Raw genomic sequence first — 25,598 nt, 5'->3', positions numbered from 1 at the left:
TCAAATTTCGACGGTGTTTTTGTGGGAAAATCGGCTTTGATTACTTTTTTAATCCAGCACGGTTAATGTCCGGCTTTTTGTATTGAATTTCATGGTTCAGATCACGCTTCCCGACGGTTCATTGCGCGAGTTTCCAGGCCCGGTCACCGTAGCCGAAGTCGCTTCCTCTATTGGCGCTGGCTTGGCCAAAGCAGCTTTGGGCGGCAAAGTCAATGGCCAACTGGTGGACACCAGTTTCAGCATGTCGGCCAATGCCAACTTGGCCATCGTCACCGCCAAAGACCCCGAAGGTTTGGAGCTGATTCGCCACTCAACGGCACACTTGTTGGCTTACGCCGTCAAAGATTTGTTTCCTGAGGCTCAAGTCACCATCGGACCTGTCATCGACAACGGCTTTTATTACGACTTTTCGTACAGCCGATCCTTCACGCCTGAGGACTTGGTGGCCATTGAAAAGCGTATGACCGAGTTGGCCAACAAGGACGAGCCAGTGGTGCGCCGTGTTTTGCCTCGCGATGAGGCTGTGGCGCATTTCAAAGCCATGGGCGAGCACTACAAAGCCGAAATCATTGGCAGCATCCCTGCTGACCAAGAAGTGAGTTTGTACCGCGAAGGTGCTTTTGAAGACCTGTGCCGTGGCCCGCACGTCCCCAGCACAGGCAAGCTCAAACACTTCAAACTCATGAAAGTGGCCGGAGCCTATTGGCGCGGTGACAGCAAAAACGAAATGCTGCAACGCGTTTACGGTACGGCTTGGGCCAGCAAGGAGGACTTGCAGCTGTACCTGACCCGTCTTGAAGAAGCCGAAAAGCGTGACCACCGCAAACTCGGGCGCGAGTTGGATTTGTTCCACATTGACGAGCATGCCCCTGGCTTGGTGTTCTGGCACCCCAAAGGCTGGACCGTTTGGCAAACCGTGGAGCAGTACATGCGACAGGTTTACCGTGACAGTGGTTACCATGAGGTCAAAGGCCCCCAGATTTTGGACAAATCGCTGTGGGAAAAAACTGGTCACTGGGACAAGTACCGCGACAACATGTTCACGACCGAGTCCGAGAAGCGCGATTACGCTTTGAAGCCCATGAACTGCCCGGGTCACATCCTGATCTTCAAGCAAGGCATCAAGAGCTACCGTGATTTGCCTTTGCGTTACGGCGAGTTTGGCCAATGCCACCGCAATGAACCGTCTGGCGGCTTGCACGGCATCATGCGTGTGCGTGGCTTCACCCAAGACGACGGCCACATCTTTTGCACCGAAGACCAAATCCTGCCAGAGTGCGACACCTTCACCAAGGTCCTCAAAAATGTCTACGCCGATTTCGGTTTCACCGACATTTTGTACAAGGTGTCTACGCGTCCTGCCGCTCGCATTGGCTCCGACGAGTTGTGGGACAAGGCCGAAAAAGCCCTGATGGACAGCTTGCGCCATTCGGGTTGCGATTTTGTCATTTCAGAGGGCGATGGTGCTTTTTATGGCCCCAAGATCGAATACACCCTGAAAGATGCGATTGGCCGGGAATGGCAGTGCGGCACGATTCAAGTGGACTTCAATTTGTCCGAGCGTCTGGATGCCGAATACGTGGCCGAAGACGGTACGCGTCAGCGGCCTGTGATTTTGCACCGTGCCATTGTGGGCAGCATGGAGCGATTCATTGGTATTTTGGTCGAACAGCATGCCGGTGCCTTGCCCACTTGGTTGGCCCCCATTCAAGTGTCGGTGCTCAATATCACGGATGCACAGTCTGATTACTGTCGCGAAATAGCTGCAAAACTGCAAAAGTCAGTGTCAAATCAAGGCCTTAGGGTCGAATTGGACCTGCGTAACGAGAAAATCACGTATAAAATACGTGAGCATTCGTTGCAAAAGCTGCCCTATATCCTTGTCGCAGGTGACAAAGAAAAGGCAGCAGGTACCGTCGCAGTGCGCGCCCGAGGCAACAAAGACCTCGGTGTGATGTCGATCGATGCGTTCATTGAACACATTGCAGCTGACATCGCTTCTAAAGCCTGAAGGTGAGTTTCGCCGCAAGCTTTGGCCCGTGGGCACAAAGATGGATGGGCTGCATGTTGCAGTTTTGTTCCGTAAAGGATTGAGTCATCGCTACCGAATTTCGTGATCGTCGCCACCGCGAAGAACGTAAACACCGTTTGAACCGTGAAATCATGGCCCCAGAGGTTCGTGTTTCCGGCCCTGAAAATGAACCCATGGGCATTTTGTCTTTGGGTGAAGCCTTGCGACTTGCGGGTGAAATGGATGTGGACCTGGTTGAAATTGCCGCCACTGCCAATCCGCCTGTCTGTCGCTTGATGGACTACGGTAAGTTCAAGTACCAAGAGCAAAAGCGAGCGGCAGAAGCCAAAGCCAAGCAAACGGTCATTGACATCAAAGAAGTCAAGTTCCGTCCAGGTACAGACGATGGTGACTACAACATCAAAATGCGCAACATCCGCCGGTTTTTGGCCGATGGTGACAAATGCAAGATCACTTTGCGTTTCCGTGGCCGCGAAATCACCCACCAAGAACTGGGTATGGCTTTGCTGAACCGGATTCGTGATGAGTTGGCCGACTCCATCATCGTGGAGCAGTTTCCAAAGTTGGAAGGCCGCCAGATGATCATGATGATTGCACCGGGTCGCAAAAAACCGACCAGCGGCAAACCAGCAGATGCGGCAGCTTCTGCTGAGTCGGCGTAAAAAAGAATTTGACCGGCCTTCGGGTTGGTCGGGTCGAAGGTCACCTTCGGGTGGCTTTTGTTAAAAGTGGCTCGGGGCCAACAAGGCTGCAAAGATTTTGCAGACGCCTCACGAGCACAATTAAAGGAGCATTGACATGCCCAAGATGAAGACCAAAAGCAGCGCTAAAAAGCGCTTCCGTGTTCGTCCCGGTGGAACCGTTAAACGCGGCCAAGCCTTCAAACGTCACATCCTGACCAAGAAGACCACCAAAAACAAGCGTCACCTTCGCGGTGCAGTGGCTGTGCATGAGACCAATATGGGTCACATCGCTCAGATGCTGCCCATGGCTGGCCTGTAATTACTGACGAACAAGGAGAATAAATATGCCTCGCGTTAAACGTGGTGTAACGGCACGCGCCCGTCACAAGAAAGTTTTGGCCCTTGCAAAAGGTTTCCGCGGTCGCCGCGGTAATGTCTTCCGCATCGCCAAACAGGCGGTGATGAAGGCTGGCCAGTACGCCTACCGTGACCGCCGCACCAAAAAGCGTGTGTTCCGTCAGTTGTGGATTGCCCGTATCAACGCCGCTGCGCGTGAATGCGGTCTGACCTACAGCCAGTTCGCCAACGGCCTGAAGAAGGCTGCCATCGAAATCGACCGTAAGATGCTGGCGGACATCGCTGTGCACGACAAGGCCGCTTTTGCTGGCATCGTGAACCAAGTCAAAGCCAAACTGGCCGCAGCTTGAGTCCATGAGTGACATGGGCCCTTGGGCCTGTGCCACGCACTCGATCAAAGGGATTGAGGCTCGCAAAAGCTTCAATCCCTTTTTTATTCCTTTTTACTCAGATCCCCGATCTCCCACACCATGAACGAGCTGGACACCCTGGTTGAATCCGCACGCCAGAGTTTTGAGCAGGCACTGACACCTGCAGACCTCGAAAACGCCAAAGCCCAATTTCTGGGCAAAGCCGGTCGCATCACCGAGCTGATGAAGGGCATGGCCGCTCTGAGCGTGGAAGACAAGAAAACCCGTGGTGCGGCCATCAACCTGGCCAAGCAGGCCATTGAGGCCGCGCTGAACGATCGTCGCCAAGCGCTGGCCGACGCAGAGCTGCAAGCGCAACTCAAAGCCGAAGCCCTCGATGTGACTTTGCCGGGGCGCAGTGCAAACCTTGGCGGTTTGCACCCCGTATCGCTGACGCTCGAGCGTGTCGAGCAAATCTTTGGCTCCATGGGCTTTGAAGTGGCCCAAGGCCCTGAGATCGAGACCGACTGGTTCAACTTCACCGCGCTGAACACGCCCGAAGACCACCCAGCGCGCTCCATGCACGATACCTTCTATGTGGAAGGCGGTCATTTGCTGCGCACGCACACGAGCCCCATGCAGATTCGCCATGCGGTGCAGCACGTCAAGCGCTACACAAACCAGCTCGACGCGGGTCAAGGCATGCCCGAGATCCGCGTCATCGCGCCAGGCCGCACTTACCGTGTGGACAGCGACGCCACCCACTCACCCATGTTTCACCAGTGCGAAGGCCTGTGGATCGGCGAGAACGTGAGCTTCAAGGATTTGAAGGTGGTGGTCACCGATTTCTGCCGCACCTTCTTCGAAAGCGACGATCTGGTGCTGCGTTTCCGTCCCAGCTTTTTCCCCTTCACCGAACCGAGTGCCGAGATCGACATCCAGTTTCAAAGTGGCCCGCTGGCAGGTCGCTGGCTTGAAGTGGGCGGTTCCGGCCAGGTGCACCCGAACGTGGTGCGCAACATGGGCTTGGACCCCGAGCGCTTCATCGGCTTTGCCTTCGGCATGGGCATGGACCGTTTCACCATGCTGCGCTACGGCGTGAACGACCTGCGCTTGTTCTTCGACGGCGATGTGCGTTTCCTGAGCCAATTTCAGTAATCCCTCTCCTGATATTCCCGAATGCTGCTGCGCGGCGTGTGCCGTGCAGCAAAACGAAGTGAGTTCTGCACATGCAATTTCCTGAATCCTGGTTGCGCGAGTTCTGCAACCCGTCCCTGACGACCCAGCAACTGGCTGAAACCTTGACCATGGCCGGCCTTGAAGTGGAAGAACTCGAGCCCGTGGCCCCGCCGTTCACGAAGATCGTGGTCGGTGAAATCAAGGAAGCCGTGCAGCACCCCAACGCCGATCGCCTGCGCGTGTGCCAGGTGGATGTGGGGCAGGGCGCTCTGCTCAACATCGTTTGTGGTGCACCCAACGCCCGGGTGGGCATCCGCGTGCCTTGCGCCATGGTCGGGGCCGAATTGCCTCCGGGTGAAGACGGCAAACCATTCGTCATCAAGGTGGGCAAGCTGCGTGGTGTGGAAAGCCAAGGCATGTTGTGTTCAGCCAAAGAACTGAAGATCGCCGATGACAATGGCGGTTTGCTGGAGTTGCCCGCAGACGCGCCTCTGGGCCAGGACATTCGCCAGTATTTGAATCTGGACGACACCCTGATGACGCTCAAGCTCACGCCTAACTTGGCGCATTGCCTGAGCGTGTACGGCATCGCCCGTGAAGTGTCAGCCCTGACCGGTGCCCCTTTGAGGGTCCCGACTTTCCCGGCAGTGGCCACGCAGACCAGCGACAAGCTGGCGGTGCAGGTGCAGGCCCCCGACCTGTGTGGTCGCTTCAGCGGCCGCGTGGTCAAGGGCGTGAACACGAAGGCGCAGACCCCGCAGTGGATGGTGGACCGCCTGGCCCGTTGTGGCCAGCGCAGCGTGAGCCCGCTGGTGGACATCTCCAACTACGTGATGTTCGAGTTCGGCCGCCCCTCGCACATTTTTGACCTCGACAAGATCCAGGGCGGCTTGCAGGTGCGCTGGGGCCAGCCCGGTGAAACGCTCAAGCTGCTCAACGGCAACACCGTGACCGTGGACGAGAAGGTGGGCGTGATCGCCGACGACAGCCAAGTCGAATCGCTGGCCGGCATCATGGGTGGCGACGCGACTGCCGTGTCTGACGACACGCAAAACATCTACATTGAAGCCGCTTTCTGGTGGCCTACCTCGATTGCTGGCCGTTCGCGCCGCTTCAACTTCTCGACCGATGCCGGTCACCGTTTTGAGCGTGGTGTGGACCCGCAGCTGACGGTGGAGCACATCGAGCGCATCACCCAACTGGTGCTCGACATTTGCGGCACGCCAGAGACGAAGGTTGGCCCCATCGACGACCAGACCTTGAACATTCCAGCGATCACTCCCGTCACGCTGCGCGTGGCCCGTGCGGTCAAGGTGATTGGCATGCCTTTAACGCAGCAGCAATGCGCCGACGCCTTGCGGAGTCTGGGTCTGCAAGTGGCTGAAGGCGAGGGCACCGTCACCGTGACTCCACCGAGCTTCCGTTTTGACCTGCAAATCGAAGAAGACCTGATTGAAGAAGTGGCCCGCATGGTGGGCTACAACAACCTGCCGACCAACCCACCTCTGGCCCCCATCACCGCCAAAGTGCGACCAGAAACCGAGCGCAGCCCGTCCGCCGTGCGCCGCGCCATTGCCGCTTTGGGTTACCAGGAAACCATCAACTACAGCTTTGTCGAAGAAGCGTGGGAAAAAGACTTGGCGGGCAATGCCAGCCCGATCCGCCTGCTCAACCCCATCGCCAGCCAGATGAGCGTGATGCGCTCGAGCCTGATCGGCTCGCTGCTGCAGGTGGTCAAGTTCAACGCCGACCGCAAAGCTGACCGCGTGCGTGTGTTCGAGCTGGGGCGCGTGTTTTTGCGCAATGACACCGTTCAAAGCACCGACACTACCGTGCAGGGGTTCGAGCAGCCCATGCGCGTGGCCGGCATGGCCTGGGGCCCAGTGGAGCCTTTGGGTTGGCAGGGCAAGTCCCGCAATGTCGATTTTTACGACGTCAAGTCCGATGTGGAGAAGCTGCTGGCCCCGCGCAAGGCGGAGTTTGTGGCCGCTGAACACCCCGCCATGCACCCGGGCCGCTCGGCCCAGGTGTGGCTTGAAGGCGTGATGATTGGCCATGCGGGTGAGTTACACCCCCGCTGGCGACAGGCTTGGGAGCTGAGCAGTGCGCCTGTGGTGTTTGAGTTGTCGCTGGATGCCATCATCGCCCGTCAAGTGCCAGTGGCGCAAGCGGTGGCCAAACACCAGGCAGTGGAGCGCGACATCGCGGTCATCGTGAATGAACAGGTCACGCACGGCCAATTGATGGCGGCCATCCATGCGGCACCCACACAGGGTTTGCTGCGCGATGCGGTGCTGTTTGACATTTACCGTCCCAAGGCCGAATCGACAGGCGGCTTGGCGGCAGGCGAGAAGAGCTTGGCGGTGCGTTTGAGCTTGCTCAGTGAGGAGTCCACCTTGACCGACGTTCAAATTGACACGGTGATGCAAGCCGTGATGGCACAGTTGGGCTCAGACTTGTCAGCTCGGCTGCGCAGCTGATGCGCCTTCATACCTATTCGGAACGCGGTCATGCAAATCAGTTTTGAAACATTGGAAACGCCCGCCTTGACCAAGGCTCAGCTGTCTGATTTGTTGTTTGAACAAATCGGTTTGAACAAGCGCGAGTCCAAAGACATGGTCGATGCTTTTTTTGATCTGATGGTGGACAGCCTGATTTCGGGTGACGATGTCAAGATTTCTGGCTTTGGCAATTTTCAAATCCGCACCAAAGCGGCGCGGCCAGGGCGCAATCCACGCACAGGAGAATTGATTCCTATTGATGCACGTCGTGTCGCGACCTTCCATGCCAGCCATAAACTCAAGGCCTTGATTCAGGGCGATGCCGTTGACGACGAAGGTGTGGAGACGGTAGGGCGCTGAATTTCCACCTACCGGAGTCTGCCATGTTGTTCAAGTTCAAATCCAAAGCCACCAGTGATCTCATCATGTTGGAGCCTGACGCACGGGTTTTGCTCAAAATGATGTTGGGCGATGATCCGGTCAAGGGCATAGTCTTGGCAAAAGACCTGCCTGCCACCATTGCCAAACTTGAGTCAGCTTTGGCGCAGGAGTCGGCCAAGGACGAGCGTTCCAAAGCACATCTTCGGGCCACCAGTGCGGATCTGGAGAATCCAGAAGAGGGTGATTTTTTGCAGACTGTGCAGTTCAGTCAACGTGCGGCCCCAATGCTTCAAATGCTCAAACGGTGTGTGACCGACAATGCCGATTTGATGTGGGGCGTTTGAGGCTCAAAAACACCTTGCTCAGCGCTTGAAAACGGTGCCGCCCAGTTGGTAGCCGGCTTTGAGTTGACGCTTGGCAAACCAGCCCACGTTCATTTCCAGGACAAAGCGGACGGGTTTTTCTGAGCAGTGCGAATCCTCGCTTTGAGGTTTCATGTCCGCGATGTTCACGATGGTCCCGTCATCGGCCAAAAAGGCTGCAGACAGCGGGATCAGTGTGTTGCGCATCCAAAAGCATTGGGTTGCAGCTTGTTCAAAGACAAAGAGCATGCCCTCATGCTGGGGCATTTCCTTGCGCCACATCAGGCCAATTTGACGTTGTTCGGGTGTCTGTGCCAACTGAACATCGAGCATGTGCATGCCTGCGTTGAGCTTGGTTCGGGGCAACTGCAGTTGTGGAGCTTGCTGCGACAAGGCGTTCAAGGACAGCGCTGTGCCCAGCAAAAGAACCGTTGAGCCTCGGCGCAGGGGCTTGAAATGATGTTTGAGAGGCCATTGACGTTGCAAGCACGCCAAAACTGGAGCAAACAAGGAGATGAACTTCATGGTGGATCAATGTGACTGGCCGTTGTTGACCAAACACAGAGCATAAAGCAGTCAGGTCTGTGTGTCTGGACTCTCTATATTTGCAATGTTGGCAGGTGGATCAGAGGGGGTGTCGGTTTGGATGTCCGTGGCCATCATGCCTTTGGCACCTTCTGTCAGCGAAAATCTGACCCTCGCACCTTCTTTCAGACTTTTGAATCCATCGGCCTGAATGGCTGAAAAATGAGCAAAAGCATCGGGCCCACCCCCGTCGGGTTGGATAAAGCCAAAACCTTTGGCATCGTTGAACCATTTGACCGTGCCTGTAGGCATGCGATGTCTCCTTGTGTTTTTATGGGTGTCAGTTTGAGTAATTACCACCAGTTTTGTCAATGTAAGGTTTTCCCGGGGCTGTACTTGGGGCATGCCTTGACAAGACTTTTCAAGCCTTGACCCTAAAGGACTTGAAAGCATCGATAGAATGAATTCATGGCAACGAAAAAAAATGTGAACCCCACGCTGCCGACCTTGACGCCCAGAGCACCCGATGGTGGTGATTCTGTGGTGCTTGAGCGACGCGCACAAAAAATTGAACCGCCCCAGATGTATCAGGTGGCGATGCTCAACGACGACTACACGCCCATGGAGTTTGTGGTGATGGTGATCCAAGAGTTTTTCAGCAAGGATCGCGAAGCCGCTACTCAGATCATGCTCAAAATCCATTTGGATGGAAAAGGCATCTGTGGGGTTTACTCACGCGATGTGGCAGCCACCAAAGTCGATCAAGTTCTTGAAGCTGCCAAACATGCAGGTCACCCCCTGCAATGCGTCAGCGAGCCCATTGAATAAATGGGCATGTTCCCCATATCTCATCTTTATCACTCCCCAATCAATCTCTCAGCAAGGCATAAGGAAATCACATGATTGCCCAAGAATTGGAAGTCAGTCTGCACATGGCCTTCGTTGAGGCTCGGCAGCAACGCCACGAATTCATCACGGTCGAACACTTGTTGTTGGCATTGCTCGACAACCCCAGCGCAGCAGAAGTTTTGCGTGCCTGTGCCGCCAATATTGATGACTTGCGCAAGGCATTGAGCAATTTCATCAAGGACAACACCCCTCAAGTGGCCGGAACCGAGGAGGTGGATACCCAGCCCACGCTCGGTTTTCAGCGGGTCATTCAACGTGCCATCATGCATGTGCAATCGACCGGCAATGGCAAAAAAGAAGTCACCGGAGCCAATGTCCTGGTGGCCATCTTTGGGGAAAAAGATTCTCATGCGGTGTATTACTTGCACCAGCAAGGCATCACCCGTTTGGATGTGGTCAACTTCATTGCCCACGGTATTCGCAAGACCGATCCGCCGGAGGCGGCCAAATCGGATGCCCCTTCCAATTCAGAGGCTGAAGAATCCACGGGTGGTGAGAGGAACGAGAAAGCCTCGCCACTCGAGCAATACACCAACAACCTGAACCAAGCGGCCAAAGAGGGAAAAATCGACCCTTTGATTGGTCGAGAGTACGAGGTGGAGCGCACCATTCAAATTTTGTGCCGCCGTCGCAAAAACAACCCCCTTTTGGTGGGCGAAGCCGGTGTGGGAAAAACAGCCATTGCCGAAGGCTTGGCTTGGCGCATCACCCAAGGGACTGTGCCTGAAATTCTGGCCGAAGCCCAGGTGTACTCGCTGGACATGGGCGCATTGCTCGCGGGCACCAAATACCGCGGCGACTTCGAGCAACGCCTCAAGGGTGTGCTCAAGTCGCTCAAGGACAAGCCACATGCCATCCTTTTCATTGACGAAATTCACACCTTGATTGGTGCAGGTGCCGCATCGGGGGGGACACTGGATGCGTCCAACTTGCTCAAGCCTGCACTCTCAAGTGGCCAGCTCAAATGCATCGGAGCCACCACCTTCACCGAGTACCGTGGCATTTTTGAAAAAGACGCAGCTCTGTCACGTCGCTTTCAAAAGGTGGATGTGGTCGAGCCCACGGTCTCAGAGACCGTGGATATTCTCAAGGGCCTCAAGAGTCGTTTTGAAGACCATCACAGTGTCAAGTACACCGTTGCCGCCTTGCAAGCCGCAGCCGAGTTGTCGGCCAAGTTCATCAATGACCGCCAGTTGCCCGACAAGGCGATTGATGTGATCGACGAGGCCGGCGCTGCTCAACGCATTTTGGTCGCATCCAAGCGCAAAAAGACGATTGGCAAAGCCGAGATCGAGGACATTGTGGCCAAGATCGCTCGCATTCCCCCTGCCAACGTGTCCAACGACGACCGCAGCAAGTTGCAGACCATTGAACGTGACCTCAAGTCGGTCGTGTTTGGGCAGGACAAAGCCCTGGAGGTCTTGGCTTCTGCCGTCAAGATGGCTCGATCCGGCTTGGGCAAAACCGACAAACCGATTGGATCATTCTTGTTCTCCGGCCCTACAGGCGTTGGCAAGACCGAAGCGGCCAAGCAATTGGCCTACATCATGGGCATTGAGCTCATCCGCTTTGACATGTCTGAGTACATGGAACGCCATGCCGTGAGCCGCTTGATTGGTGCGCCGCCCGGCTATGTGGGCTTTGACCAAGGCGGCCTGTTGACCGAAGCCGTGACCAAGAAGCCGCACTGCGTGCTCTTGCTCGATGAAATCGAAAAAGCCCACCCGGACATTTTCAACGTGCTGCTGCAGGTCATGGACCACGGCACGCTCACGGACAACAACGGGCGCAAGGCCGACTTCCGCAACGTGATCATCATCATGACCACCAACGCGGGGGCCGAGACCATGAACAAGGCCACCATCGGCTTTACCAATCCGCGTGCGGCCGGGGATGAGATGGGCGACATCAAGCGCTTGTTTACCCCTGAGTTCCGCAACCGCTTGGATGCCATGGTCAGCTTCAAACCGCTCGATGAACAAATCATCTTGCGAGTGGTGGACAAGTTCTTGCTGCAACTGGAGACCCAGTTGGCCGAGAAGAAAGTCGAGGTCACCTTCACCGATGCCTTGCGCAAGTTCTTGGGCAAAAAAGGCTTCGATCCTTTGATGGGTGCACGCCCAATGCAGCGCTTGATTCAGGACACGATTCGCAAAGCTTTGGCCGATGAATTGCTGTTTGGTCGCCTGACCGATGGTGGACGTCTGACGGTGGACATGGACGCCAAAGACGAGGTTCTTTTGGACATTTCTGCCCATCCCAAAAAGGAAGGCCGTGCATCAAAGTCGGAACCCACTGAGCCAGAAGAGGCGACTGCGAGCTAACCATTTTCAGGCCCTGGTTCTTTCAGGCCTGCAATGCACTCCAAAAGGCCCTGATGGGCCTTTTTTTGTGGAGTTTGCTGAACACCGGCCCAACCAAACAGGTCTTATCTGCGACGACTGCCGCCCAAAAGCCCGCCGAGCACGCCTCGGACAATTTCTCGGCCAATGGCGGAGCCCACGGTTCGAACCGCGCTTTTGACCACCAACTGAGCAACCCCATCGCGCTGAGCACCTCGTGGGCCTGTGCTGCCAAAAAGGATGTCTGACAAGCCCCCCATGAAGCCTCCGGACTCTTTTTCTGCGGCAGGGTTTGGGGTTGAAGCCGTGTTGGGGGCAGAGGCCGATTGACCTTTGATTTTTTCAAAGGCAGATTCACGGTCCAGTGCCTGCTCGTAAACACCGGCCACCAATGAGCTTTGGATCAGGATTTGGCGTTGTTCGGGGGTAATGGGCCCCAATTGGCTGGCGGGGGGCATCACAAACACACGCTCAGTCTCGGTGGGGCGTCCTTTGGCATCCAACAGGCTGATCAATGCTTCGCCCACACCCAACTCCGTGATGGCGGCTTCAATGTTCAGCCCGGATTTGGGGCGCATGGTTTGCGCGGTGGCGGCGACCGCTTTTTGGTCTCTGGGTGTGAAGGCACGCAAAGCATGTTGCACCCGATTGCCCAGTTGGCCCAGCACGCTGTCGGGTATGTCCAATGGGTTTTGTGTGACGAAATACACCCCGACGCCTTTGGAGCGTACCAAGCGCACCACCAGTTCAATGCGTTCAACCAGGGCCGCAGGAGCATCCTTGAACAGCAAGTGCGCTTCGTCAAAGAAAAACACCAATTTGGGTTTTTCCGGGTCTCCAATTTCAGGCAACACTTCAAACAACTCCGACAGCATCCAGAGCAAGAAGGTGGCATACAGCCGTGGGGAGTTCATGAGTTTGTCGGCCGAAAGGATGTTCACCACCCCCAGACCCTGCGCGTCGGTCTGCATGAAGTCCTCGATGTTGAGCATGGGCTCACCAAAGAATTTGTCGCCGCCTTGGCTTTCGATTTGCAGCAAACCGCGTTGAATGGCACCGATGCTGGCGGCACTGATGTTGCCGTATTCGGTGGTGAATTGCTTGGCGTTTTCACCCACGAACTGCAGCATGGCCCGCAAGTCCTTCATGTCCAACAACAACAGTCCGTTGTCATCGGCAATTTTGAAGACCAAATTGAGCACCCCAGACTGCGTGTCGTTGAGGCCCAGCATGCGGGTCAACAAGAGGGGTCCCATGTCAGAAATCGTGGCGCGTACAGGGTGACCACTTTCGCCAAAAACGTCCCACAAAGCCGTTGGGCATGCCTGTGGTGTGGGGATGGGAATGCCTCGGTCTTTGAGAACGGCGGTCAGTTTCTCGCCGATCTTGCCTGGCTGGCTGATGCCTGTCAGATCGCCCTTGACGTCGGCCATGAACACCGGAACACCCAAACGAGAAAAATTCTCTGCAAGGGTTTGCAGTGTCACTGTTTTGCCCGTGCCGGTTGCACCTGTGATCAGGCCGTGACGGTTGGACAGACCGGGCAGCAGGTGGCATTGGGCTTGTGCGTTTTGTGCGATCAGCATGGGTTCGGCCATTTTCAAAAATCTCCCGCTTGTGAAAAGTAAAATCCAAGCTCTAGATTAAATCAACATTCAAGGAATTCCCGATGGCTGGCCACAGTAAATGGGCAAATATTCAGCACCGCAAGGGGCGTCAAGACGAAAAACGCCAGCGTATCTGGACCCGGGTGGTCCGCGAAATCATGGTGGCAGCCCGAACCGGTGGCGGTGACGTCAGCGCCAATCCCCGTTTGCGCTTGGCCATCGAAAAAGCCAAAGCGGCCAACATGCCGGCTGACACCATCAAGCGCAACGTGGACAAAGCCACGGGGAATCTGGAAGGCGTGAGCTACGAGGAGATCCGTTACGAAGGTTATGGCATCGGCGGGGCGGCCATCATTTTGGACACCATGACCGACAACCGGGTGCGCACCGTGGCCGAGGTGCGGCACGCTTTGAACAAGCACGGGGGCAATTTGGGCACCGAGGGCTCCGTGGCTTTTCAGTTCAAGCATTGCGGCCAGCTGATTTATGCCCCCGGCACCAATGAAGACAAAGTCATGGAAGTGGCTTTGGAGGCAGGAGCCGAGGATGTGATCACCGACGAAGAAGGTTCTATCGAAGTTTTGACCGCCTATGCAGACTTTGAATCAGTGAAAAACGCCTTGGAAGCTGCCGGACTGGTGGCAGACATGGCCGAGGTGACCATGCGTCCAGAGAATGCCGTCACTTTGTCTGGGGAAGAAGCTGCCAAAATGCAAAAATTATTGGATATATTGGAAGACTTGGATGATGTGCAAAACGTTTTCCACAATGCGGAATTTGAAGATTAAGGAAGTTTGATGAAAGTATTGGTCGTCGGCGGAGGGGGGCGTGAACACGCCATGGCTTGGAAATTGGCCCAGTCGCCCAAAATCCAACAAGTCTTTGTAGCACCCGGCAATGGGGGGACGGCCAAAGACAGTCAGTTGATCAATGTGCCGATCACCGACGTCAAGCAACTTCGCCAATGGGCGATTGAGCAAGGCATTGGTTTGACGCTGGTCGGCCCAGAGGCGCCATTGGCAGCAGGCATCGTGGATGATTTTCGGGCGCATGCCTTGCGCATTTTTGGCCCCACACAAGCAGCGGCTCAATTGGAAAGTTCCAAGGCCTTTTCAAAGGCCTTCATGCAGCGGCATGGCATTCCTACGGCCGAATTTGAAACTTTTACCGACGCGGCCTTGGCCCATGCCTATGTGGACAGCAAGGGGGCGCCTATTGTGGTCAAAGCCGACGGCTTGGCCGCTGGTAAAGGGGTGGTCGTGGCCATGACCTTGGCCGAAGCCCATGAAGCGATTGACTTCATGCTGCTGGACAACACCTTGGGTGTGGCCCACAACGCCGGCGGGGCAAGGGTGGTGATCGAAGAGTTTTTGACGGGTGAAGAGGCCAGTTTCATGGTCTTGTGTGATGGCAAAAACGTGGCAGCCCTGGCCACCAGCCAAGACCACAAACGCCTGCTCGACGGTGATCAAGGCCCCAATACGGGTGGCATGGGGGCTTACTCGCCTGCGCCAGTGGTGACCGCCGAGATTCATGCCCGTGCCATGCGTGAAGTCATCTTGCCTACCATTCGTGGCATGGACAAAGAAGGCATCAACTACACCGGCTTTTTGTATGCGGGACTCATGATCACTCCGGATGGCCGTGTCAAAACGCTGGAATTCAATTGCCGCATGGGTGACCCAGAAACCCAACCCATTTTGATGCGCATGAAATCTGATTTCTTTGAAGTCTTGTTGGCGGCCACCTCGCAGGGCCTTGACACCTTTGAAATGGAGTGGGATCGCCGTGTGGCTTTGGGTGTGGTCATGGCTGCACAGGGCTACCCGCTCCATCCGCGCAAAGGTGATGCCATCAGTGGCTTGCCCAAAGACAGTGAAGATGCCATGGTTTTCCATGCGGGCACGTCAGAACACGAGGGTCAAGTTTTGACCTCAGGAGGACGCGTCTTGTGTGTCACTGCGCTGGCCGATTCGGTCAAGCTGGCTCAGCAAAAGGCTTACCAAACAGCCCTGCCGATCGCCTTTGATGGCCAGCAAATGCGCCGAGACATTGGTCACCGAGCCATCAAAACCTCCAGCGTTTGATCTTTTATGCCTGATTCGATGCGCCATCCAGTTCAATTTCGGGGTTCTCGTTTGGCCCGTTGGGTCTTGAAATTGCTGGGTTGGCGTTTGGACTTTGAAGGGTTTCCTGCGCTTCAGGGGGTCGCCATTGTTTATCCACACACGAGCAACTGGGATTTTCCAATAGGCATGCTCGCCAAATGGGCCTTGGGCATTCCAGCGCATTTTTGGGGCAAAGATTCTTTGTTCAAAATTCCGCTGCTGGGGGCTTGGATGCGTTGGGTGGGGGGCATTCCCATCGACCGCAGTTCGCCCAAGGGTGTGGTGGGACAAATGGTGCATGTGTTCGAGCAGCACAAACAACAAGAACAACTTCTTTGGTTGGCCTTGGCCCCAGAAGGCACGCGCAGTCTCACCCCAGGTTGGCGAAGTGGTTTTTACCAGCTGGCCTTGGGTGCCAAAGTACCTTTGGCCTTGGTCAAGCTCGATTGGGGGCAGCGCTGCTTCAGCGTGGTGGATTTTTACCACTTGACCGGCCAGCTTGAGCCTGATTACACCCACATGGCCCGAGTGTTTGAGGGTGTTAAAGGCTACCATGAGCACCAAATGGGGCCCATCACGCCTTGGCGAGCACCTGCCAATGAAGAAACGACACCCCCTGTCAATGTCGCAAATCCCTGAATTTTTTAAAAGTCTTCACACACCATGAGCACAAGTTTTGAACTCGGCACGGCCAAAAAATACCTGATGGATCTGCAGTCTCGCATCACCGGGGCATTGACTGATCTGGATGGCACGCCTTTTTTGACCGATGTTTGGCAAAAAGATCCTGGCGAAAAACTTCAGGGCAACGGGATCACCCAAATTTTGGAAGGTGGCCCCATTTTTGAGCGGGCCGGTTGTGGTTTTTCTCATGTCACTGGACCGCAATTGCCGCCTTCGGCCACACAACACCGACCCGAATTGGCGGGTTCTGCATTTGAGGCCATGGGGGTGTCTTTGGTGTTCCATCCCCGCAATCCCTATGTGCCCACGGTGCACATGAACGTTCGAATGATTGCCGCCAAACCTGAGGGCAGGGCTCCTGTGGCCTGGTTTGGGGGGGGCATGGATCTGACGCCTTACTATGGCTTTGACGAAGACGCCGTGCATTTTCATCAAACATGCAAAGACGCATTGTCCCCATTTGGCGAGGCTTTGCACCCGCGTTTCAAGACTTGGTGCGACGACTATTTTTGCAACAAACACCGCCGTGAGCAGCGTGGCGTGGGTGGCATTTTCTTTGACGATTTTTCCGAGCTGGGCATGGAACAAAGCTTTGCCATGATGCAAAGCGTCGGCAACGCTTTGCTCAGTGCTTATATGCCCATTGTGCTCCGACGCAAGGACATGGCCTACGGCGAACGTGAACGTGATTTCCAGCTTTACCGCCGTGGTCGCTATGTGGAGTTCAACCTGGTCTGGGATCGGGGCACCCATTTTGGACTGCAGTCCGGTGGGCGCACCGAATCGATTTTGTTGTCCATGCCCCCTGAGGTGCGTTGGTCGTACCAGCGTCAGGACGAGCCTGGCACACCAGAAGCCCGCTTGCTCAGCCACTTTCTCGTGCCCAAGGACTGGGTTTGACCCCTTTGTTGCCCATGGAGCCCCAGCCTGAACCTCAAGCCTTGAGCCCCCAGATCGCTTGGCCCAAGGCCGAAGGTGTTCAGCGAGCAGGTGTCTTTGGTGGTGCGTTTGATCCCCCCCATCAAGCCCATGTGGCTTTGGTCGAAGCGGCCATTGAACAGCTCCAGCTGGACTTGGTGCATGTGTTGCCAACGGGGCAGGCTTGGCATAAACCCCGTGATTTGACGCCGCCTGTGCACCGCTTGGCCATGACGCGTTTGGCGTTCGCGCATTTACCGCGCGTGGTGGTCGATGACCGTGAAATTGGCCGGACAGGGCCCAGTTACACGGTGGACACTTTGCATGAACTGCAAACCCAGTGGCCAAGGGCGCAATTGTTTTTATTGATCGGAGATGATCAGCGCCGCTCCTTGCCCTCATGGCACCAAATCGATGAAATTGGGCGCATCGCTATAATCTGTGCCGCAAGCCGTGATAAGGCCGTGCGTGCGTGGAGTGAAGACCCGCAAAAGCCCGCACCTTCAACCCGTCTTTTTGACACGCTGCAAGCGCGCATTCTTTCTCTGGACATGCCGCTCATGCCTCACAGTGCCACGGCCATCCGTGTTCTGGCGGCCACAGAGCAGACCATCACAGGTCTGGTAAGCCCCGCCGTCGAGCGCTACATAAACGAACACCACCTATACAGGCCCCATTGATGACCGAAATCGCAGCCAAAAAAGACATTCAAAAACTCCAAAGAGCCATCGTGGACGCCTTGGAGGACGTCAAGGCCCAAGAAATTCAAGTTTTTGATACCGAACATTTGTCCTCGTTGTTCGAGCGGGTCATCATTGCCTCGGGCACGTCCAATCGCCAAACCAAAGCGTTGGCCGCCAGCGTCCGTGACAAAGTGCGCGAAGCCGGTTTCGGCAAACCCCGAATGGAAGGTGAAGACAACGGTGAATGGATCATTGTGGACTGCGGCCCAGCAGTGGTGCACATCATGCAGCCCACCATCAGAACTTATTACAACCTGGAAGAGATCTGGGGTGGTACCCCTGTGCGCTTGAAGTTCGGTGCGCCCAAGCCGGTGGCCACAGCCGAGGTCAAAGGTCACATCAAAAATTCGGTGGCCAAAAAAGCCAGCGCCAAAACCACTACAGCCAAAACTGCTGCGCCCAAAACCGCGACCAAAGCTGCGACCAAAACCGCAACCAAAGCCAAGCCTGCCTTGAAAGCGCCGCTCAAAGCGGGTAAACCTGCTGCCAAATCCGCCGCCAAGCCGGCTGCCAAAACTTCATCCAAAACTGCAGCGAAGACGACTGGGGCGAAAACCAGCGCTCCAAGTGCAGCAAAGACAGCCGTTAAGCCAGCCGTCAAGGCAGCGGCCAAGACCAGCAAGCCCACCGTGAAAACAGTCGGCAAGCCAGCAACCAAGACTGCGGCGAAATCGGCAGCCAAACCGGCTGCCAAAAAGGCTCCAGCACGCAAGGCCGTGCAAGCTGCGACCCGTCGCAAAGCCGATTGATCCTGCATGAAGCTGCTGATCGTTGCGGTCGGCCAGCGTGTGCCCGACTGGGCGCAAACCGCCTGGGATGACTACGCCAAACGTTTTCCGCCTGAGCTCAAGGTCGAGCTCAAGGCCGTGAAAACCGAGCCCCGGGGCTCCAAAACCTTGCCGACTTTGTACGCCGCCGAGCGCCAGCGCATTGAAGCCGCCATTCCGCGCGGCACCCGCATTGTGGTGCTCGACGAGCGTGGCACCCACCTGACCACCCAAGCCCTGGCCACACGGCTGACCAGTTGGCAGCTCAGTGGTGATGATGTGGCCTTGGTCATTGGTGGTCCCGATGGTCTGGAGCCCGAGTTCCGCCAAGCGGCCCACGAGCGCATTCGCTTGTCAGACATGACTTTGCCCCACGCCATGGCCCGGGTGCTCTTGATCGAGCAGCTTTACCGGGCTTGGTCGATCAACGCCAACCACCCCTACCACCGCGAATAAACCTTGAGGATGCTGCTGAAGCCCCCTCCAACAAGTGGCCTGATGCCTTTGCGATTCGATTCGATTCGATTCGGTGAGTAGCTTGCTACCACCAAAAAGTGATGTTTAAGGGCAGATAAGTAATTCCCCGCGTAAGACGACCAAATCGTCCGCTACAACTTCAAGATCGAATCCGCCCATACACAACTTCCGCCTGTAACTACTCTGCCCGCCGAGAATTTATTCGCCACAAGGCTTGGCTCGACTGGCAGACCCATCTGCTAGTCCACACGTCCAGTCATATCCGAAAGCGACGCTCAATTGAGCTGCCAATCACCGCTTTCAAATCAGGTTATGTCATTTATTTTTATACCTAATGCACATTTAAATAATTATTTTTTGCACTATAAATGGTCATAAAATATTTGTAGTGATACATTTAATAATTACTTTCAATGACCTAAATGCCAACAAAGACTAAACTCACTGCTGAGCGCCGAAAGGAAATCTTCTACTCAGCACTTGACCATTCGGAGGCTTTTCGAAAGTCGTGCGGCTTGACCTGCTATGACGTTTACGGAGGCTTCGAAGACTTGCTGCACCGCTCCATAGACGACAACTGGATGGTCGTGGCTGAGACCCGCGAAGCTGCAGAAGCTCTGATCGAATCAAACTTCGACATGAAGCTCGTTCAGCGAGCCCACAAGATGCGTCGCCTTGATTGCTATGAGGCAATGATTGGATTGCCACGGGAAGAGCAGTTCGACTTCTTCATGGAACTGGACCAAGTCACACTGACAACACGCACCGAGAACCACAAAAACGGCACCGAGCACTGGTCAGAGGTATTGCAGCAGCCCGAGTCGATTGGTCGTATTGGCGGCAGTTTTAGGGCCTACTTCACGGCCAAGCAGAGGGCCGCTTTTGTCGCTCACTTTGGGGGATTTTGAGATGGCAAGAACAAACCGTGTTTATGTATCGCAACGTTATACACCGGCACCTGTGCAAATTTTGCCACAGGCCCCCATTGATCCAATTTACATCGGGAACAACTACGTGTACGTGCTTGGATCGCATGTAAATCCCAACACTTGCAAGATTGGCTCAGGCAACCCGACCGACCGCTGCGCCGCTTGGAACCGCGATACTCGCCACGTTTTGCGTCTCTATATTGCATATGTCTATGAGGTCGAAAACAGCAATGATGCGCACATCGAAGAGGAAAAAGCCCAGAGCGTGTACGAGTTTGCGAACCAGAACCCCAATGCATCGGTTGGTGGTCAAGAGTTTTTCGCTGTGCCGCCTGATCAGCTTGACATCTACCTGAGCCAAGCGATTGCTGACTATAAAGAACGGAAAACCTTGGCCGCTGGTGTTGCTGCATTGGCCGCTGAACGAGACAACCTTGCTGAAATTGCTGCCTCATTGACTGCAGAGCGCGACAGCCTAAGAGCTGAACTTTGGACCGTGGAGACTCAGCGCAATGATATTGGCGACAAGCACCTCGCTCTTAGAGTTGAGCGGGATGGGCTAAAAGCTGAACGCGACACATTAGATATTGATCTGCAACGATTTAAGTATTTGGCACAGGAGTTGCAGAGAGCAGCCGACGGCTACTTTCATGACCGCTTGCGTGATCACGAAAGGTACGAGGAACTGCGGGAAAAATTAGAAAGCGACAACAAGTTCTTGAAACGCAAGCTTGAGGAGGAAAAGCAATACCTTGCAATGCACGACGAAGCTGCTTATTTCCTCGCAGAGGGGATGGACCGCATTGAAGCTGTCAAGATTATCAAGAGCAACGCGCCTGACCTATTTAATTTTTATAAGTCCGCAAAGATCGTCACACTGCGTGCCTGTGACATTCACCGATTTGTCGGGCTGACAAATGAGGAATTAAGCGAGTGGGGGCTGCCTGACTCTTGGCATTTCAGCGCAACGACGGCGCTGTTAATCGGCGCTGGGTATGACCACGACACTGGCTGCTACATGACGCCCGAATTCCGTGAATGGTTGCGAGTCGAGCGCAACAGCGACCCGAGCAAAGAGAATCGCGCATCGTATTTCAAAAAGGATCGCACCATCGTGGGCCAGAACACCCCTACAAAACCCGTCGTCCCTGTGTTGGAGCCCCACCCACAAGCGCAAAGCGTGTTGAGCAGAATCACCGCATCGGCGGCGAGATTCTTCGCCTAAATCGAATCATTAGGAACGTGAACACCCTATGACTCAAGCCAAAACAAAACGCCCCCGCGGCAGACCTGTTGCACCAGAGCGCCCCAAGCCCCTATCTTGGCGGCCCAAGACAGAGCAAATCCGCGATCAGTTCTTTGAGAACGGCGGCTCTAGATGGCTCAACCGATTGCTTGAAGATCAGGTTGATGGAAAGAAGGATACGAACGATTGATCAAACGGTGAGCGTGAGCAAGTCATGGCCAGTGTGCGATCATTGATCCATGTTGACCGCTGATGATTAAATCAGCGCTTACGTGCTCGGAGCACCAACCATTTATGTCAGTGACTTCTATTGCTGCAGACCCAGTATGTAATGACTTGGCTGGAATCAAAAATTTTTACAAAAATCACCGCGAATGAGCGACTTCATCTACCTCGCCTCCCAAAGCCCCCGGCGCAGTCAGCTGCTCGACCAAATTGGGGTGGCCCACCAGCTGCTTTTGGCCGGGCCCGATGAAGACGCCGAGTCTTTGGAAGACGTGCGCGGCGCGGAAGCGCCTGCACGGTATGTGGCGCGTGTCACCGGGCTCAAACTCGACGCCGCCGTGCAGCGCATGAAGCGCCAGGGCCTGCCTCTTGCGCCCGTGCTCTGCGCCGACACCACCGTGTGCCTGGGGCGGGATATTTTGGGCAAACCGGCGAATGAGGCCGATGCCCTGCGCATCCTGAAAATGCTCTCTGGCCAGACCCATCGCGTCTTGACAGCCGTTGCCGCACAAAAAGGGCACAAACGGGTGGCTACGGTGTCCCAATCGTGGGTGCGCTTTGCGCCCATGACCACTGCGCAAATCCGTGCCTACGTCGCGACAGGCGAGCCCATGGGCAAAGCCGGGGCTTACGGGGTACAAGGCAGGGCCGCTGCCCATATTGAGCAGATCCGGGGCAGTTATTCAGGCATCATGGGTTTGCCGCTTTTCGAGACCGCCGCCTTGCTGCGCTCGCTGGGTGTGCGCTGTTAAGGCACTCATGACCGGTTGCCCTGTGACGAAGTGCTGTTGTGCGCTGTTTCACGGATGTCCTTGATTTCAACTGTTCCCATCTAATTTCCACCATGCAACAAGATATTTTGGTCAATTGGTCACCCCAGGAAACACGGGTGGCGGTGGTGGAGTTTGGCTCAGTGCAAGAGCTGCACGTTGAGCGCACGCTCGAGCGCGGTTTGGTGGGCAATGTCTATTTGGGCAAGGTGGCCCGTGTCTTGCCCGGCATGCAATCGGCCTTTATTGACATTGGTCTGGACAAAGCGGCTTTTTTGCATGTGGCCGATGTGTGGCAAAAGCACGCCGAAGGCGAGGCCGCATCGGCCCGCACGGGCCAGCCACTGGTGCCGATCGAAAAGCAGGTGTTTGAGGGCCGCGCCATCATGGTGCAGGTCATCAAGGACCCGATGGGCACCAAGGGGGCCCGCCTGTCGACGCAAATCAGCATCGCGGGCCGCCATTTGGTCTTTTTGCCGCAAGACGATCACATTGGCGTGTCGCAAAAAATTCCCTCTGAGCAGCGCGATGCTTTGCGCAAACGCGTGCAAGCCTTGGCCGGACCGGCCGGTGGCGGCTTCATTTTGCGCACCAATGCAGAGGACTCCAGCGACGAGGAGCTGCAAGATGACATCGCTTACCTGCGCAAGACGTGGGCGCGGATCAAAGAGGCTTCACTGCGCTTGCCGCCGACTTCTTTGTTGCACCAGGATTTGACTTTGCTGCAACGTGTGCTGCGCGATTTGGTGGGTGATGCGACCCAGAGCATCCGGATCGACTCGAAAGAACAGTTTTCTTTGTTGCAGGCCTTTGGTCATGAGTTCATGCCCAAAGCCGCCGAGCGTTTGCAACACTACAAGGGCGAGCGTCCGATTTTTGACCTGTATGCCATCGACGAGGAAATTGCCAAAGCCCTGGGGCGACGGGTCGAGCTCAAGTCGGGCGGCTACCTCATCATTGACCAGACCGAGGCCCTGACCACGGTGGATGTGAACACGGGCGGGTACGTGGGGGCACGAAACTTTGAGGACACCATCTTCAAGACCAATCTGGAGGCGGCGCAAGCCATTGCCAGGCAGCTGCGGCTGCGCAATCTGGGCGGGATCATCATTGCCGACTTCATCGACATGGCCCGAACCGAGCACCAAGATGCCGTGTTGGCTGAATTTCGCAAACAATTGGCCAGAGACCGGGTCAAGACCATGGCGGGTGGTTTTTCATCCTTGGGCTTGCTCGAGATGACGCGCAAGCGAACGCGAGAGTCTTTGGCCCACATGCTGTGTGAGCCTTGCCCGAGCTGTCAGGGCAAAGGCATTGTCAAGACGCCCCGCTCCGTGGTGTATGACATTTTGCGAGAGATATTGCGTGAAGCACGTCAGTTCAACCCGCGTGAATTTCGCATCGTGGCCACTGCGGCCGTGATCGATTTGCTCTTGGACGATGAAAGTCAACATTTGGCAGGTTTGTCCGACTTCATTGCCAAACCGATCTCACTGCAGGTCGAGTCTTCCATGGGGCCAGAGCAATACGACATCGTCTTGCTTTGAAACCCGATGCAGGGGGTATCGGTGACCGATGATGGTTGTGACTGTTGGCCTGGATTGGACATCCTGCAATGCCTCTTGGCTCGGTCTGAATTCCAAAAGCCGTCAAACGAACCCGCATCATGCAGAGGGTTCTTCGCTGGCCCATTCCCCACGATGGTGCAACCGCGCATAAGCCCCCCCCCGCGCCAACAATTCAGCAGGCACGCCTTGCTCGACAATGCTGCCGCGCTCCATGACCACCACGCGGTCTGCGTGCTCAATGGTGGACAGACGGTGGGCCACGATCAAGGTGGTGCGGTTTTCCATGAGTTTTTGCAAGGCGTCTTGAACCAGGCGTTCGGACTCGTTGTCCAGCGCTGAAGTGGCCTCATCCAAAATCAGGATCGGCGCGTCTTTGTACAAGGCTCGGGCGATGGCCAGACGTTGGCGCTGTCCACCTGAAAGCTGGTTGGCGTTGTGCCCCAACAGGGTGTCCATGCCTTGGGGCAGGGTTTGCACATGAGCCCACAAATTGGCCGCCTGCAGACATTGTTGAACTTTGTCGCGGTCCGTGTCGTGGCCGAGGCTCACATTGGCCGCCAAGGTGTCATTGAGCATGACCACGTCTTGGCTGACCATGGCCAGCTGGGCACGCAAGCTGTCCAGTTGCCATTGGCCCAACGGCACACCATCGAGCAGTATTTGCCCGCTGGTGGGATTCAGAAAACGTGGCAGCAGTTGAATCAAGGTGGTTTTACCCGCGCCCGAGGTGCCAACCAAGGCGACCGTTTCGCCAGGTTTGACACTCAAATCGATGTGCGACAAGGCTGGGGCGCTGTCCGGGTTGAACTGTACGCTCACCCCTTGCCATTCAATGGCACCACTGACCCGCGCAACTTGGTGCTGTCCTTGCGATTCATGAGGCGAATCGTGCATCAGGGCCAAGCCTCTTTCAAGCGCAGCCAAACCTCGGGTGATGGGATTGGCCACATCGGCCAGGCGTTTGATGGGCGCTATCAACATGAGCATGGCGGTGATGAAGGCGACAAAGCCGCCCACGGTGGCCCCGGAGGCGGCATCCCGGCTTTGCATCAAGGCGATCATCAACACCAGCGATAAGGCGATTGCCGCCATGATTTGGGTCATGGGCGTCATGGCGGCTGAAGCAATGGTTGATTTGAGTGCCAAGTGCCGCAAACGCTGACCCAAAGAGTTGAAGCGTGTCATTTGCTGGCTTTGTGCGCCGTGCAAACGGACCATGCGGTGGGCCAATACATTTTCTTCCACGACATAAGCCAAGTCATCGGTCGCTTGTTGACTTTCTTTGGTCAGCCGATAGAGGCGTCGCGACAGGACTTTCATGATCCAGCTCAAGCCAGGTGCCACAGTGAACACCACCAAGGTGAGTTTCCAGTTGAGCCACATCAGGTAGCCTACCAAGGCCAACAAGGTAAAGCCGTCGCGTGACAAACCAATCAAGGCAGAAATGAGTTGTGAAGCGCCTGTTTGAACCTCATAAACCACTGTGTTGGACAAGGCACTGGCCGACTGGCGGCTGAACAAGGACATGTCGGCGTGAACCAATTTGCCAAAAAGATCACTGCGCAATTTTTCCATGCCATCGTTGGTCACTCGGGCTAAAGCGTATTGGGCTAAAAAATGGGCCAGACCGCGCAAAGTGAACAGGCCAATGACCACGACAGGAATGGACCACAAAGGCAACTTGTTCTGAGCAAACCCACTGTCTAGCAGAGGTTGAAACAGGGCAGGAATCAGAGGCTCGGTCAGTGCTGCGACCAAGGTCGCGCCAATGGCCAAAAGCCAAACGCCCCGTTGTTTGGCAAAGTAAGGGGACAAGCGCAGCAGTCTGTGGCGTATGCCCGGCTGTTGCGGCTCGGGCGCAGGTGAGTGTGGATGGTCGGACATGTGTTGTGGATTGTAAGCAGCCCCCTTCAGTGCCTGTGCAGTAGCTTCGTT

At 55.7% G+C, this 25,598-nt stretch carries 25 protein-coding genes; 21 read left to right on the top strand and 4 right to left on the bottom strand.

The window, feature by feature from the left end; all coding sequences use genetic code 11:
- The first annotated feature begins 91 nt into the window (after positions 1-91).
- The 8 genes from thrS (at position 92) to B9Z48_RS11905 (ending at position 7,827) form a co-directional block, all read left to right on the top strand.
- Entirely contained in the window at positions 92-2,011 is a 1,920-nt protein-coding gene (gene thrS / locus B9Z48_RS11940) for a threonine--tRNA ligase (RefSeq protein WP_108378688.1), read from the top strand.
- Between the two features lie 86 nt (positions 2,012-2,097).
- A complete protein-coding gene (gene infC, locus B9Z48_RS11935; protein WP_108378638.1) occupies positions 2,098-2,694 on the top strand; it encodes a translation initiation factor IF-3 in 597 nt (198 codons plus the stop codon).
- Between the two features lie 136 nt (positions 2,695-2,830).
- Positions 2,831-3,034, top strand: coding sequence for a 50S ribosomal protein L35 (rpmI, locus tag B9Z48_RS11930; RefSeq protein WP_019428895.1), 204 nt, complete (start codon positions 2,831-2,833; stop codon positions 3,032-3,034).
- A gap of 25 nt (positions 3,035-3,059) precedes the next feature.
- A complete protein-coding gene (gene rplT, locus B9Z48_RS11925; protein WP_026036460.1) occupies positions 3,060-3,422 on the top strand; it encodes a 50S ribosomal protein L20 in 363 nt (120 codons plus the stop codon).
- Positions 3,423-3,542: 120 nt separating this feature from the next.
- Positions 3,543-4,580 carry a phenylalanine--tRNA ligase subunit alpha gene (pheS, locus tag B9Z48_RS11920; RefSeq protein WP_108378636.1) on the top strand — a complete coding sequence of 346 codons (1,038 nt, stop codon included), beginning with the start codon at positions 3,543-3,545 and terminating at the stop codon, positions 4,578-4,580.
- 71 nt (positions 4,581-4,651) lie between these two features.
- The gene (pheT, locus tag B9Z48_RS11915; protein WP_108378634.1) at positions 4,652-7,081 is read left to right on the top strand and encodes a phenylalanine--tRNA ligase subunit beta; all 2,430 of its coding nucleotides are present in this window, start codon (positions 4,652-4,654) and stop codon (positions 7,079-7,081) included.
- A gap of 30 nt (positions 7,082-7,111) precedes the next feature.
- Positions 7,112-7,462, top strand: coding sequence for an integration host factor subunit alpha (locus B9Z48_RS11910; protein WP_089962742.1), 351 nt, complete (start codon positions 7,112-7,114; stop codon positions 7,460-7,462).
- A gap of 23 nt (positions 7,463-7,485) precedes the next feature.
- The gene (locus B9Z48_RS11905) at positions 7,486-7,827 is read left to right on the top strand and encodes a DUF1840 domain-containing protein (RefSeq protein WP_089962739.1); all 342 of its coding nucleotides are present in this window, start codon (positions 7,486-7,488) and stop codon (positions 7,825-7,827) included.
- A gap of 18 nt (positions 7,828-7,845) precedes the next feature.
- On the opposite strand, the gene B9Z48_RS11900 is transcribed toward B9Z48_RS11905, so the two are convergent.
- A complete protein-coding gene (locus tag B9Z48_RS11900; protein WP_108378632.1) occupies positions 7,846-8,370 on the bottom strand; it encodes a DUF192 domain-containing protein in 525 nt (174 codons plus the stop codon).
- A 51-nt stretch (positions 8,371-8,421) separates the two neighbouring features.
- On the bottom strand, positions 8,422-8,682 hold the full coding sequence (locus B9Z48_RS11895; RefSeq protein ID WP_108378630.1) for a cold-shock protein: 261 nt from the start codon (positions 8,680-8,682) through the stop codon (positions 8,422-8,424).
- A gap of 156 nt (positions 8,683-8,838) precedes the next feature.
- Here B9Z48_RS11895 and clpS point away from each other — a divergent pair, with 156 nt between their 5' ends.
- Both clpS and clpA read left to right on the top strand, forming a co-directional pair.
- On the top strand, positions 8,839-9,198 hold the full coding sequence (gene clpS / locus B9Z48_RS11890; protein ID WP_089962731.1) for an ATP-dependent Clp protease adapter ClpS: 360 nt from the start codon (positions 8,839-8,841) through the stop codon (positions 9,196-9,198).
- A gap of 71 nt (positions 9,199-9,269) precedes the next feature.
- Positions 9,270-11,603, top strand: a complete 2,334-nt coding sequence (gene clpA / locus B9Z48_RS11885; RefSeq protein ID WP_089962728.1) for an ATP-dependent Clp protease ATP-binding subunit ClpA — start codon at positions 9,270-9,272, stop codon at positions 11,601-11,603.
- A 104-nt stretch (positions 11,604-11,707) separates the two neighbouring features.
- Here clpA and B9Z48_RS11880 read toward each other — a convergent pair whose 3' ends face one another.
- Positions 11,708-13,219 carry a helicase HerA-like C-terminal domain-containing protein gene (locus B9Z48_RS11880; protein WP_108378628.1) on the bottom strand — a complete coding sequence of 504 codons (1,512 nt, stop codon included), beginning with the start codon at positions 13,217-13,219 and terminating at the stop codon, positions 11,708-11,710.
- Positions 13,220-13,290: 71 nt separating this feature from the next.
- Here B9Z48_RS11880 and B9Z48_RS11875 point away from each other — a divergent pair, with 71 nt between their 5' ends.
- The 11 genes from B9Z48_RS11875 to rng all read left to right on the top strand — a co-directional run bounded on the left by B9Z48_RS11875 (position 13,291) and on the right by rng (position 23,642).
- Positions 13,291-14,016: a YebC/PmpR family DNA-binding transcriptional regulator gene (locus tag B9Z48_RS11875; RefSeq protein WP_108378626.1), complete on the top strand. Its 726-nt coding sequence runs from the start codon at positions 13,291-13,293 to the stop codon at positions 14,014-14,016.
- A gap of 9 nt (positions 14,017-14,025) precedes the next feature.
- Complete coding sequence (gene purD / locus B9Z48_RS11870) at positions 14,026-15,315, top strand: phosphoribosylamine--glycine ligase (RefSeq protein WP_108378624.1); 1,290 nt, start codon at positions 14,026-14,028, stop codon at positions 15,313-15,315.
- 18 nt (positions 15,316-15,333) lie between these two features.
- On the top strand, positions 15,334-15,975 hold the full coding sequence (locus B9Z48_RS11865; RefSeq protein ID WP_233261099.1) for a 1-acyl-sn-glycerol-3-phosphate acyltransferase: 642 nt from the start codon (positions 15,334-15,336) through the stop codon (positions 15,973-15,975).
- 24 nt (positions 15,976-15,999) lie between these two features.
- Positions 16,000-16,920 carry an oxygen-dependent coproporphyrinogen oxidase gene (gene hemF / locus B9Z48_RS11860; RefSeq protein WP_108378620.1) on the top strand — a complete coding sequence of 307 codons (921 nt, stop codon included), beginning with the start codon at positions 16,000-16,002 and terminating at the stop codon, positions 16,918-16,920.
- Positions 16,917-17,618, top strand: a complete 702-nt coding sequence (gene nadD / locus B9Z48_RS11855) for a nicotinate (nicotinamide) nucleotide adenylyltransferase (protein WP_233261098.1) — start codon at positions 16,917-16,919, stop codon at positions 17,616-17,618. The genes hemF and nadD overlap by 4 nt, the downstream gene beginning before the upstream one ends.
- Positions 17,618-18,430, top strand: coding sequence for a ribosome silencing factor (rsfS, locus tag B9Z48_RS11850; RefSeq protein WP_108378616.1), 813 nt, complete (start codon positions 17,618-17,620; stop codon positions 18,428-18,430). The genes nadD and rsfS overlap by 1 nt, the downstream gene beginning before the upstream one ends.
- Before the next feature lie 6 nt (positions 18,431-18,436).
- On the top strand, positions 18,437-18,904 hold the full coding sequence (gene rlmH, locus B9Z48_RS11845) for a 23S rRNA (pseudouridine(1915)-N(3))-methyltransferase RlmH (RefSeq protein WP_089962714.1): 468 nt from the start codon (positions 18,437-18,439) through the stop codon (positions 18,902-18,904).
- A 572-nt stretch (positions 18,905-19,476) separates the two neighbouring features.
- A complete protein-coding gene (locus B9Z48_RS11840; RefSeq protein ID WP_158273251.1) occupies positions 19,477-19,833 on the top strand; it encodes a hypothetical protein in 357 nt (118 codons plus the stop codon).
- Positions 19,808-21,079: a GIY-YIG nuclease family protein gene (locus B9Z48_RS11835; RefSeq protein ID WP_146186275.1), complete on the top strand. Its 1,272-nt coding sequence runs from the start codon at positions 19,808-19,810 to the stop codon at positions 21,077-21,079. The genes B9Z48_RS11840 and B9Z48_RS11835 overlap by 26 nt, the downstream gene beginning before the upstream one ends.
- A gap of 395 nt (positions 21,080-21,474) precedes the next feature.
- Positions 21,475-22,077, top strand: a complete 603-nt coding sequence (locus B9Z48_RS11830; protein WP_108378610.1) for a nucleoside triphosphate pyrophosphatase — start codon at positions 21,475-21,477, stop codon at positions 22,075-22,077.
- 92 nt (positions 22,078-22,169) lie between these two features.
- The gene (gene rng, locus B9Z48_RS11825; RefSeq protein WP_108378608.1) at positions 22,170-23,642 is read left to right on the top strand and encodes a ribonuclease G; all 1,473 of its coding nucleotides are present in this window, start codon (positions 22,170-22,172) and stop codon (positions 23,640-23,642) included.
- Between the two features lie 117 nt (positions 23,643-23,759).
- Here the strand turns inward: rng and msbA are convergent, their stop codons facing one another.
- A complete protein-coding gene (gene msbA, locus B9Z48_RS11820; RefSeq protein ID WP_089962772.1) occupies positions 23,760-25,547 on the bottom strand; it encodes a lipid A export permease/ATP-binding protein MsbA in 1,788 nt (595 codons plus the stop codon).
- Between the last annotated feature and the right edge of the window lie 51 nt (positions 25,548-25,598).

The organism is Limnohabitans sp. WS1 (genome assembly GCF_003063265.1).
Lineage (GTDB): Bacteria > Pseudomonadota > Gammaproteobacteria > Burkholderiales > Burkholderiaceae_C > Limnohabitans_A.
The sequence above is the reverse complement of the archived record's forward strand: the minus strand, read 5'-3'. Positions and strand labels throughout refer to the sequence as shown.